This window comes from Desulfobacterales bacterium (assembly GCA_030066985.1).
GTDB lineage: Bacteria > Desulfobacterota > Desulfobacteria > Desulfobacterales > JAHEIW01 > JAHEIW01.
Map to the genome: position 1 here is coordinate 1 of JASJAN010000025.1, position 11,806 is coordinate 11,806.

11 protein-coding genes are annotated in these 11,806 nt (G+C 44.4%); 9 read left to right on the plus strand and 2 right to left on the minus strand.

Going from position 1 to position 11,806, the window contains the following annotated elements; genetic code table 11:
• From QNJ26_13945 to QNJ26_13965, 5 genes are all read left to right on the plus strand, one after another.
• Positions 1 to 695 (plus strand): hypothetical protein (locus QNJ26_13945; protein MDJ0986639.1); only part of this gene is annotated, 695 nt, incomplete at its 5' end.
• Positions 696 to 814: 119 nt separating this feature from the next.
• On the plus strand, positions 815 to 1,618 hold the full coding sequence (locus QNJ26_13950) for a 4Fe-4S dicluster domain-containing protein (GenBank protein MDJ0986640.1): 804 nt from the start codon (positions 815 to 817) through the stop codon (positions 1,616 to 1,618).
• A 23-nt stretch (positions 1,619 to 1,641) separates the two neighbouring features.
• A complete protein-coding gene (locus tag QNJ26_13955; protein MDJ0986641.1) occupies positions 1,642 to 1,845 on the plus strand; it encodes a cation transporter in 204 nt (67 codons plus the stop codon).
• Positions 1,846 to 1,888: 43 nt separating this feature from the next.
• Positions 1,889 to 2,737 (plus strand): 3'(2'),5'-bisphosphate nucleotidase CysQ, encoded by an 849-nt coding sequence (locus QNJ26_13960; GenBank protein ID MDJ0986642.1) that lies wholly within the window; start codon positions 1,889 to 1,891, stop codon positions 2,735 to 2,737.
• A 1-nt stretch (position 2,738) separates the two neighbouring features.
• On the plus strand, positions 2,739 to 5,186 hold the full coding sequence (locus QNJ26_13965; protein MDJ0986643.1) for a heavy metal translocating P-type ATPase: 2,448 nt from the start codon (positions 2,739 to 2,741) through the stop codon (positions 5,184 to 5,186).
• 644 nt (positions 5,187 to 5,830) lie between these two features.
• Here QNJ26_13965 and QNJ26_13970 read toward each other — a convergent pair.
• Positions 5,831 to 6,118, minus strand: a complete 288-nt coding sequence (locus tag QNJ26_13970) for a hypothetical protein (protein MDJ0986644.1) — start codon at positions 6,116 to 6,118, stop codon at positions 5,831 to 5,833.
• 636 nt (positions 6,119 to 6,754) lie between these two features.
• Between QNJ26_13970 and QNJ26_13975 the strand changes: the two genes are divergently transcribed.
• A complete protein-coding gene (locus QNJ26_13975; protein MDJ0986645.1) occupies positions 6,755 to 7,048 on the plus strand; it encodes an antibiotic biosynthesis monooxygenase family protein in 294 nt (97 codons plus the stop codon).
• A 45-nt stretch (positions 7,049 to 7,093) separates the two neighbouring features.
• Here the strand turns inward: QNJ26_13975 and QNJ26_13980 are convergent, their stop codons facing one another.
• A complete protein-coding gene (locus tag QNJ26_13980; GenBank protein ID MDJ0986646.1) occupies positions 7,094 to 9,172 on the minus strand; it encodes a sigma 54-interacting transcriptional regulator in 2,079 nt (692 codons plus the stop codon).
• Between the two features lie 278 nt (positions 9,173 to 9,450).
• On the opposite strand from QNJ26_13980, the gene QNJ26_13985 reads away from it, so the two are divergent.
• The 3 genes from QNJ26_13985 to QNJ26_13995 all read left to right on the plus strand — a co-directional run bounded on the left by QNJ26_13985 (position 9,451) and on the right by QNJ26_13995 (position 11,785).
• The gene (locus QNJ26_13985) at positions 9,451 to 10,038 is read left to right on the plus strand and encodes a hypothetical protein (protein MDJ0986647.1); all 588 of its coding nucleotides are present in this window, start codon (positions 9,451 to 9,453) and stop codon (positions 10,036 to 10,038) included.
• 122 nt (positions 10,039 to 10,160) lie between these two features.
• Complete coding sequence (locus tag QNJ26_13990) at positions 10,161 to 11,093, plus strand: universal stress protein (protein MDJ0986648.1); 933 nt, start codon at positions 10,161 to 10,163, stop codon at positions 11,091 to 11,093.
• Between the two features lie 332 nt (positions 11,094 to 11,425).
• Positions 11,426 to 11,785, plus strand: a complete 360-nt coding sequence (locus QNJ26_13995; GenBank protein ID MDJ0986649.1) for a hypothetical protein — start codon at positions 11,426 to 11,428, stop codon at positions 11,783 to 11,785.
• Positions 11,786 to 11,806 lie beyond the last annotated feature (21 nt).

The window sequence follows — 11,806 nt, forward strand, 5'->3', positions numbered from 1 at the left end:
TGAAACAACACAAACTGACCGGTCGTCAGCTTAAAAAAAAGATCAAAAAACTGCTGATGCAGGAAGACTTTGAAAGAGGATTGGCAGGGGTGGTCGCTATACCGGGCCGAAAAGCCGTCAACCCTCTTTTCTCTTTTTTGTGCAGCACAGATGATATCTTAAAGTGGCGGTCGGTAAGCGCCATGGGTGAGGTGGTCCACCGGCTGGCTGGATCCGACATCAAGTCTGCGCGGGTGATCATGCGGCGTTTAATGTGGCACCTCAACGATGAATCCGGCGGTATTGGCTGGGGGTGTCCGGAGGCCATGGGAGAGATCATGGCCCTCAATGAAAAATTGGCTGATGAATTCTGGTGTATACTCATATCCTATGCTCAACCCGAAGGAAACTTTCTTGAGCATCCAACCCTGCAACGAGGGCTTTTGTGGGGAATCGGCCGATTGGCGTATGCACGACCGCAGCTTTTAAGGGGCTCAGCAGATTATCTGCAACTATTTCTGCAAGCCGACGATCCCCATTTGCGGGGCCTGGCCGCCTGGGCAGCGGGTGCGTTGCGTCAAAAAGAATATACGGATCTGCTTGAAACGTTAGCAAGCGATAAGCAAAATTTAAGCATCTTTCTTGACCGACAACTCAGATCGTGCTCGGTGGCCGAACTGGCAAGGGCTGCGCTTCAAAATACACCTGCATCATAGCCCACCGTCTACTGCAAGCGCTCAGACCTGCTTGTAAACCCAAAAATCGATCATTATAATAGGAATTACGGTTAACTATTGTAGCGATTCATCGGCACATGACTTACGAGGAAACTTAGATGAAATGGACATCGGAGGCTGAAGAGGCCATAAAAAATGTTCCGTTCTTTGTTCGCAAACGGGTGCGGGCCCGTGTAGAGAAAGAGGCCGGAGCAGCCGGCAACCCAGTGGTCTCACTGGCTGATGTCAAGGCCACCCAGGCACGTTTCCTGGCCAACATGGGTTCGGAAATCAAAGGTTATCAGGTTGAGACCTGTTTTGGACCCGGTGGATGCCCCAACCGCGCGATTATTAGCGATCAGCTGGTTGCCCAAATTGAAGCTGATGTTCAGAAAGAAGATTTACTCGGTTTTTTAAAGCAACACGTCAAAGGCGATCTTAAATTTCATCATGAATTTCGCATCACACTGGCGGATTGCCCGAACGCATGCTCCCAGCCGCAAATAAAAGACATTGGTATCATTGGCGCCTGTGCACCCGTCGTCACAGACGAACCCTGCACAATGTGTGAAGCTTGCGTTGAAGCCTGCAAAGAAGATGCAATCCATCTTGATAGCGCTCAAGAAGGCCCGGTCATCGATAATGATGGATGCCTCAAGTGCGGCAAATGTATTCCGGCATGTCCAACCGGCACCCTCGCCGAAGGTCAAACAGGATTCCGGGTCCAGCTGGGCGGAAAGCTCGGACGGCATCCCCAGCTTGCCAAAGAGCTTCCCGGTGTTTACACTGAAGCTCAGGTGTTGCAGATTGTTAAAGATTGCATCCAGTTTTACAAAAAACACAGCAAAGGTGGGAAACGCTTTGCTCAAATTCTGCAGCCCGAAGATTTTGAGGCGCTTGTAAGACGTTATAGCGAGATCTAAGCATACAAGGGAGGTTTTTCGATATGGAGAAAAAAACGTTTTCAATTCCCAGTATTTCATGCGGGCATTGTGTCAATGCCATTAAAACTGAATTAAGCGAGCTGGAGGGTGTCACCAAAGTGGCAGGCGACATCGAGGGCAAAAGTGTGGCGGTTGAATGGGATGCCCCAACCACCGAAGAATCCATAAAAAATAAATTGTCTGAAATCAATTATCCGGCTGCTTAGCGGCCGCGTAGATTAAATCAGCTTAATTTTTCAGCGGAGGCATATGGAACTAGAATCGTATGTGGTAAAATCTATTCAGGCGGCCCTTGCAGCCGGCGATGCAATCAACAAAGTATACCATTCTGAGGATTTCAGGGTGGAATATAAATCCGACAGCTCTCCTTTGACCATTGCCGATCAAAAATCCCATGAGCACATCATGAATGTGCTAAAAGAATTTGATGATCCGATTCTCAGTGAGGAAGGCAAAGACATACCCTATGCGCAGCGCAAAGACTGGCAGCGTTTCTGGGTGGTGGATCCTTTGGATGGCACCAAAGAATTTATCAAGCGCAACGGGGAGTTTACGGTCAATATTGCCCTGGTTGAAAACAGCCGCCCTGTTCTGGGCACTATTTTTGTGCCGGATCGAGATACACTATATTTCGCAGCCCAGGGATTTGGCGCCTACAAGCTGACAGAAGGCCCTTTTAATGACCTGCAGCATGCCCCGGTAGAGTCAAATGCGCAGGCCCGCACTTTGTTTGAACAAATCGTTGCGCAGGCCACCTCACTGCCGATTGAACACGCCCGGCAAGCCGCACTGACCATCGTGGGCAGCCGCTCCCATAAAACGGCCGAACTGGAAGCCTATGTCGAGGAAAAACGCAAAGCCGTGGGTAAGGTAGAATTCATCTCTGCGGGCAGTTCGTTGAAAATCTGTCTGGTGGCAGAGGGTAAGGCGGATATATATCCGCGCTTGGGGCCCACCATGGAATGGGATACGGCCGCCGGACAGGCCATAGCTGAAGTGGCCGGTGCCAGCGTGTATGCATACGACAGCACAAAACCGCTGATTTATAATAAGGAAGATCTGCACAATCCCTGGTTTATCGTCCAAAGGGAAGCCTAATATGCCTGATAATACAGTAACGCTGCCGGTGGCGGGCATGACGTGCGCCAATTGCGCCATGAATATTGAGCGTGCGGTTAAAAAACTCGACGGCATCAACGATGCCCGGGTTAATTTTGCTGCCGAGCAAGCATCCGTCTCTTTTGATCCCACCCGGATACAGGTAAAAGATGTCATCGCCAAAATACAGGGCTCTGGATTCTCGGTTCCGACAAATACGGTCGAGATGGCAATTACCGGTATGACCTGTGCCAACTGCGCCGCCAACATTGAAAGAGCCTTAAACAAAAAGGTTTCAGGGGTGGTAAAGGCCAGCGCAAATTTTGCCAGCGAGCGCGCCACCATTGAATATGTCCCGGGTGTTGTCGATCTTCAACAAATGATCCGTGCCATCGAAGCGGCCGGTTTTGGTGTGATTACACCCGAAGACACCGCAGACGAAGAGGATGCCGAACAAATTGCGCGCCAGGCCGAAATCCGGGATCAGACGCGCAAATTTATCGTCGGTGTGGTCTTTGCCATGCCCCTGTTTGTTTTGAGCATGGCCCGGGATTTTGGCCTTATCGGGGCCTGGAGCCATGCAGCCTGGGTCAACTGGTTTTTCTGGGCCCTGGCCACGCCGGTTCAATTTTATACCGGCTGGGATTACTATATCAACGGAATTAAAAGTCTTAAAAATAAAAGCGCCAATATGGATGTGCTGGTCGCCATGGGCTCTTCGGTGGCCTATTTTTATTCGCTGGCGCTGCTCTTTTTTCCGGTCCTGGGTCAACACGTCTATTTTGAAACCTCGGCTGTCATCATTACCCTGATCAAACTCGGCAAGATGCTGGAGTCCAGAACCAAGGGACGCACCGGCGGAGCCATTCGCAAACTGATCGGCCTGAGGCCGAAAACCGCCACGATTCTTGAAAATGATGCTGAAAAAGAAATTCCCATCGCCCGGGTGCAACTGGAGGATACAGTGCTGGTGCGGCCAGGCGAGCGCATTCCGGTGGATGGTATCGTTATCGATGGGGCCTCATCGGTGGACGAATCCATGCTGAGCGGCGAGCCGCTGCCGGTGGACAAGCGTCAAGGCGACAAAATCGTCGGCGGCACCATTAATGGTGAGGGCCTGTTAAAATTCAGGGCAGCGGCTGTGGGCAAAGATACGGTTTTGGCCCAGATCATCCGACTGGTTCAAGAAGCCCAGGGGAGCAAAGCACCCATTCAGGCTTTGGCAGACAAGGTGGCCGCCATCTTTGTCCCGGCCATCATCGGACTGGCGCTGGTTGTGTTCATCGTCTGGTGGGCTATTTCCGGAGAATTTGTACCTGCCATGATCCGCCTGGTGGCCGTGCTGGTCATCGCCTGCCCGTGTGCATTGGGGCTGGCCACCCCGACCGCTATCATGGCCGGCACCGGCAAAGCCGCCGAAAGGGGAATTCTGTTTAAAAACAGCGAAGCGCTTGAGACGGCCACCAAGCTCGATGGCGTTGTGCTGGATAAAACCGGCACCATCACCATCGGCAAACCTGCCGTAATCGACATCATTCCAATCGAGCCAGAATGTCAGACGGCTGAAGCGCTATTGAAAATAGGGGCGTCGGTTGAAAAGGGCTCGGAACACCCGCTTGGCAAAGCAATTGTCCAGCATGCGGAATCGCAAGGGCTGACGCTTGCTGCACCTCAGGAGTTTAAAGCTCACGGTGGACGGGGGGTTGAGGCCAACATAAATGGCTATGCTGTGGTGGTTGGAAAGCCCGAGTGGTTTAATGAATTGAAAATTTCCATTGGACCGGTCTCTGAACAAATCCAGCAGCTGCAATTCCAGGGCAAAACCGTGATGGTGGTGGCAAAAAAAGATCGGCTTTGCGGCCTGATTACCGTATCCGACGAACTCAAGAGCGATTCTAAAGAGGCGATTCGCGAAATGCAGGATCAAGGCCTCAAGGTGGTTATGCTCACCGGAGATAATCTTGCCACAGCTCAAACCATTGGCAACCAGGTCCACATTGATGATATCATTGCCGAAGTAAAGCCAGATGAAAAATCATCCAAAGTCAAACACTTGCAGGAAAATGGCAAACGGATCGGTATGGTGGGCGACGGCATCAACGACGCCCCGGCGCTGGCCCAGGCCGATGTCGGCCTGGCCATCGGCACCGGCACCGATGTGGCCATTGAAACCGCTGATGTCATTCTTTCCAGCGGCAGTCTAAAAGGGGTATCCAGGGCCATTCGCTTAAGCCGCGCCACCATGAAAACCATCAAACAAAATCTCTTCTGGGCCTTCGGCTACAATGTCATTTTAATTCCGGTGGCCGCCGGAATCCTCTATCCTTTTGAATCCCTACCGAACATGCTTCGCCAGCTGCACCCCATTCTGGCCGCGCTGGCCATGGCCTTCAGCAGTGTTTCGGTGGTGACCAATAGTCTCCGCCTGTATAAAACCCAAATCAAATAGTTAGTGCTATCCATAAATGGTTATTTTTCCCAATCTATGTGTCATAATCAGATGATAATCCTCGACATACTTCAAGTATGCCTCCGGTATATAATCTGATTCTTCCTTGACCTTGGAAAAAATCCTTCATTCCTAAATAGCACTAAATATTTTTAAAAGAATATCTTTGGTTAAATTATTCAGCTTTTAATTCGAAATTTTTTAGGCCTTAACTTTCTTATCGGATAAAACGTGTACGCTCCGCTTTTGAATTGAATTGCGCCTTTTGAACACCTTAATTTTCATAAAAATAGGCGTGAAATCCCGCACATTGTTGCGGGAGCCCTCAAACAAAATCTGAGGTTTCAAACAATTTAAATATTGAATAAAACACGGCGGATAAGTCTTACCTCCGCGTCCCCTCAGAGACAATTGCGAAGGGCGCCGAAGATACCGATCGCCGATTAAAAGGCACTCATCGGCTCCCCAAAAAAAATATGCCCGATGCTTTCCGAGATCAAAGCTGCATACTCATAACTCGAAAAGATCGGGCATAGGTTTTTTAGGCCGTTTGATGGCAGAGTCATACAAAATTGAAGATAATCGCTCGCACTTCAATAGTGAATCTTATTTTATCTAAATTAAGCTGACGTTTCAAACGATGTTTAATTAGAATCATATGTCGAGAAGATCGTATCCCAATCTTTGTCCTGACTTAACTCTTTTAGGATTTTGCTTGCTTCCTGATCATTACCATCCATACAGAGCTGATGAACCTCTTTGAGTTTTGAAGTCCACTTTTCTTTGGATTCACCTGTCATGTTGTATAGTGAATTTACCTTTTTTATACCTCTGTAATATTTGTAATCACATTTATAATCTCCATGACCTCCTGCGTAAGCAGAGACTGCTAAGAACGACATTGCTACAGCTAAAAGTATGTATTTTTTCATGATGTACCTCCTTTTTGGTATATCGTTTGTCAGTCGTTACTTTATTGCGCCAGTAAAGCGACTAGATGCCATATATCATTACAATTTATAATTTTGAATTCACATACACCGAACAGCTGTTTTATTTTTGATACCTTAATCATGAAACACATGTTGTAAAGCAAACTTTAGAATTTCTAATACAATTTTAAGACAGTAAGTAGCATATAACGCTTTCAATTCTGCCGAATAAGATTCAAAGAGTTCGTTTGGTGAACTTGGCTTGGACATCAGGCAACGACAAATCGATGCATTTCGGATACTTACATTTCTTAGAGTACGTGATGATTAATTGAATTTAGCTAAAAATCTATTATTATACTAAATTGTTAACGCCAAAAAACAGATAGTCAAAATCAAAGTTTTTAAAGCATATTGGCGATCTGGGCAGTGTTACAAAAGTTATAGAACAATGTGACACCACTCTTTGTGTAATTCCCGGGTTTGACAAAATGTTATGATTATCATTATATTGAACCCGAATCTTTTGCCATGTTAATGGGGAACAAAAATGGGTATTTGATTCGATGCTTATTGTTTCGCGTCGTAAATCGTATCTCCTACAAATACGAATCTATTCAGCAAAGGAGGTCTTCAATGGGTGTATTGATAATTATTAAACGTGTCTTTCGAATGGATCAAACCAGGCAGCTTGTGCCACTTCTTCAAGAACTGCGAGCCAAGGCAGAAAAGCAGCCAGGCTTCATTTCACGGATAACCTATTCAAAATTGAATGATCCCGGAGAATTAATCGTGATTATGGAATGGGAAACAGTTGATGCCTGGTCAAAATGGATGGATAGTGAAGATGCCAAAGAACTACAGTGGAAAATAGATTCAATTGTAGGAGAGAAAACCTTTTTCGAGGTGTATAAGCCGGAGGATTACTAAGAAATCTATACTCACCCATTTTATCCTATTTTACCGCCGGTGTCGTTAACTGCCTGAAAGGATATATTCTTTTTTTATTCCTAATTTTTTCATCCGTGATTCCAAAGTCGTCGGCTTTATATCCAGAATAGCGGCAGCACCATCTTCTCCTCTAACTTTGCCGTTACAATGTTTTAAGACCTGCAGGATATGTCGGCTTTCGAGTTCTTTCAAAGTTTTAATGTGGGATGGCTTAAACGCTTCTGTATCAATCGATTGTGAACTCTTATCACCAATCGGAACGCTAAGGATTTGCCCTTCAGATAAAATGACAGCCCTTTCGATGACATGCTCAAGCTCGCGCACATTGCCTGGCCACTGGTACGTCAACATTTCATTAAGGCTCTCATCCGTGAGCGTCTCGATATATTTATGCAGCTTTTTTGAAGACTTTTCTATAAAATGTGCCGCTAACAATGGAATGTCTTCCTTCCTTTCGTGCAACGGCGGTAGATAAATGGGGAATACATTCAGCCGGTAAAATAGGTCTGATCGGAACTCTCCTTTTGATACCATCTTGAGCAGGTCACGATTCGTAGCCGCAACAATGCGAATATCGACTCTAAGTGTGTTTTTCCCACCAATGCGCTCGATTTCCTTTTCCTGAAGAACCCTTAAAATTTTAGCCTGGAGCTCTACTGGCAGCTCACCAATTTCATCAAGAAAAATAGTGCTCTCATTGGCAAGTTCGAACTTACCGATTCTTCTTTCGGTAGCTCCTGTAAAGCTGCCCTTTTCATGCCCAAACAGTTCCGACTCGATCAATTGAGGGGATAAGGCAGCGCAGTTTACTTTGAGAAGCGTGCGGTCTTTTTGCGGTGATAGCTTATGAATTGCTCGGGCAATGAGTTCTTTGCCAGTACCCGTTTCTCCCTGAATTAATACGGTGCTCTTGGTAGGGGCAACTTGGCTGACTTTCTGAAGGACCTCTCGTAAAGCGGAGCTAGTGCCAACGATTTCCTCAAAATTGTGTTCTGATTTGATTTCCTCTTCAAGATATATTTTTTCTTGTTTCAGTTGTTTAAAGGCCAGTAGGTTGTCAAGCGCTAAAGAAATTTGAGCGACACAATGTTCCAAGATACTTAGGTGTTTGGCTGTATATGCATTATCTTTTGTTGATGAAAAAATGATATGCGCTGACTTGTCCATACTCAAGTTAAAGGGAAGGCGCAGAACTGATTTTATACGGTATGCTTTTTGCGCATAGGCATATATTGGGAATCTGTTGCAAAGCTCATTGAATTTATCTGCAGTAAAGATACCCGGCAATTTATCTAAAGAATTCTTATTTTTCTCTAAAATCCGCAACTCTTGGGCAGCTTCTTTCGAGATCTGATCATTAATCGACCGGAAGCTTCCTTGCTCTTCTTTTTCAATTGCAAGCCAATCCGTCAAAAGTCCCGATCCGCTCCAAATCCGTAATGTAACCATTTCAAATGGGATATGATCGTTTAATAGGTTCGCCAGAGTAAAACCAAGCTCCTCTTTTGTGGTTGAGTTTAATAAGGCATTATTAATGGATAACTGGAAAGATATATCCTGTTCTCGCTCCTCGAGCTCTTCTTTTATAAAGATATTATGGATTGCCCCGGCGAGCTGATTGGCAATGCTCAGAAAAAAAGATTGTTGGTTCGCCTGAAATGCCTTTATTTTCTTGAATTGAAAAATCAAAAAACCAATCTCACGACCGGCTGTGAGCAATTTAAGATTGTATGCGTATTTAATTCCGTTTTGTTGCATAAGTTGGATACCGGGATCATTTGGAAATTTTTCAACCAAATTTTTGGGCTGCCACTCATAAAAATCTGTTTGCTGTATAAATAGTTCTACGGGTGAGCCTTTAATAGACTGAATATTATTCTCAATTGTTCTAAACAACGGATCGTAAGAACGCTCCGTTGAATCAATTTCTAAATAATGCATATAGTCCCTGCCTTGATTCTTAAAGACAATCACTGCAGCAGAATCAAAGCCAACCAGCCTTTGAAGCTCATTCATTGTGACTTTGTTCAGCCCATTTCTATTGCTTATTGCAGCAATGGCGGCACTTATCTCCAAAAGCGATTTTAGCTGCTCCTTTTCCATGATTAATCAATTCCTTTTCAAAAGATGTAGAATAGAACATGGCCATTAAATTGAAAATTTCAAGAATAAACTACGAAATATCGGGCTGTTGTTCGTATTAATACGATATTTAATAGTTAAACTGTTTATAAAATTCCACCAAAATATGAAAAAATTATGATGAAAATATATAATTTTTAAATAATTACAGTAAACTATATATTTTCTGATGTGATTTTTTCCATACTGGCATAGATTATGTATTTAATCTTTGTAAACTCTTTTTCAACGGAAAAATGATGAAGATTTTAGATAAAATTGTAAATTTAAAAAATAAACCCAATAACCTTTTAGCAGCTATAGATTCCGTAAACGGTCGGATGACTTTGGCTGAAGGTCCCGTCTTTTCTGATGGTATTTTTGAGCTGAACTTACCAGATATTGTTGTAGGATATAGCTACTTATCCTCGTTCAAAAATATCTGTAAAGACATCGATATTCAGCCAGAATCGCTAAAAATTGCAGTTGTTGATGCTTTTTGGTTACTAAATTCTAAAAAAACGCTTATCGGTTATATTTTTCAAGGTTCTTCGCAGACATCGATTAACAGACGGTTGGGGGAAAAAATGATTTCAAGATGGTATGCAAATCAAAGCAGCCAAATACGCGGTAACGCAATTTGTGGTCCCAATGGAGTGGCCGTCAATTTCAATTTGAATCTAAAAAAAGGCTGGAATGAAGTTATTCGGCATTTCCAATCTGATGCGACGGTAAGTATTCATACATGCCAAAACAGCGAATCAATGTTTTGGTTTATGTCTGAGGATAAAGAGGCACAAATAATACCATCGCTTAATGGATTCATGAATCCATACGAAACATTTTAGAGTATCAAAAAGCAATAAGGAGCAAAATTCAGCGTGAGATTCTGTTCATTCGATCGCAAGAAGACAACTCTAAGCTAAACGTGCCAACTACGCGTTAGGAGGGATTGAAAGGAGACCCTATCATGAGCAAAAAATTTTTAATTGCCGTAGATGATTCAATACATTCAAAAAACGCAATAAAGTATGCATCTAACATTTTTGCCTCAGTCAAAGAGGCGAATTTTACCCTTTTCCATGTTCAGCCGATGATATCGGAATATTTGCTTGATGAAGCCAAAAATGATTTGGCAGCTGAGGCTGAATTAAAAAGAATGATCAAAAAAAACACAGAGGCCGGTGAGAGCCTGCTCCAAAAATATAGGGAGGAAATGATCCGATTGGGTGTTTCCGGACAGCATATTGACAGCATAACCCTCCCCAGAACGCTGGGGTTGGCCAAAGACATCCTGAAATACAGCTCCGGCGATGTTTATGATGCGATTATTATGGGTCGCAGGGGGCTGTCCGGTTTGCAAGAAATTATTCTTGGCAGTGTCTCAGCGAACGTCGTCGAGCATTCAAAATCGACTCCCGTTTGGCTGATTGACGGAGAGGTTGTTTCACAAAAAATAATGTTTGCAGTGGATGGCTCTGAAAATTCATTGAAGGCATTAGACCACCTTGCACTTATGATGGGTGAAAATCCGGATGCAAGGCTAATGTTTTTTCACGTTCAGCCAAAAATTAGGGATTACTGCCCAATTGACTTCGAAACAACCGAAACGGACCAGCTCGAAGATATGATTGTGCAAGGCGATAAAAGATGCATCGACCAGTTTTTTGCCCATGCGCATAAGAAACTCAAGGACGCCGGTTTTAATGACAACCAAATCGAGGTAAAAGTATCCGATACGCTATTAAATCCCGGCAAAGCCATTATAGAAGAAGCCAAACAGGGTGATTACGGCACGGTTGTCATCGGGCGGCGCGGCATCAACAAAACCTTTTTTACCGGAAGTGTATCCCGTTACGTTATCAACCAGATGTCAGACAAAGCGTTGTGGATTGTTCCGTAGCTTTAATCAACGGGTTGAATGAGCCTGCAGATAATATTCAGATTCATCGATCTTTTCATAACGGAGGATATTATAATGAGAACAATATGCACAATTTCTTACATTATCCTTGCGATTGTATTCGCAACGGTTAGCCTGTTTTTACCTTATGCAATATTGGTACTTGCAGCAGCCATAGCACTTGGATTTCCATGCAAAATTTTTCGACGATCCAATAACAAAGAATGTCGTCTCGGATTTTGCTAACGGATGCCTTATCATTAGGAAATCCTGATTATCGCTTATACGTTAATAGGCAAGGACCCAAATATAACTCTTTGGAGGTATCTTAAATGAAAACAATAGGATCATATTTCGCATATTACATTGCAATTGTCGGCTCTATTTTCTTTCTCGTTGCAGATGCTCGAGCTGCGCTGATGAGCCCCGGAGAAATCGATTTATACCGCCAATTGGGCCTGCGGCTCGAAGAAAAAGTCGGCAATCAAGATGCTTTACAGCTGCATTGTGTCGTAGAAGACCCTCAGTTTCTCAAAAAACTGGGGATGACCAGTGTAGAAAGGGGTGACAAAGTGCGTCTCACTCAAGAAGATGTAGACACATGGGTTGTTGAAAACGAGACCAACGGCAGTGCTGTTTCCGTTGAAGCCACGATCAGAGAAATTTATGACCACTACAAACCGAAACTGTAAATTTATTCAAAATTTGTAGTA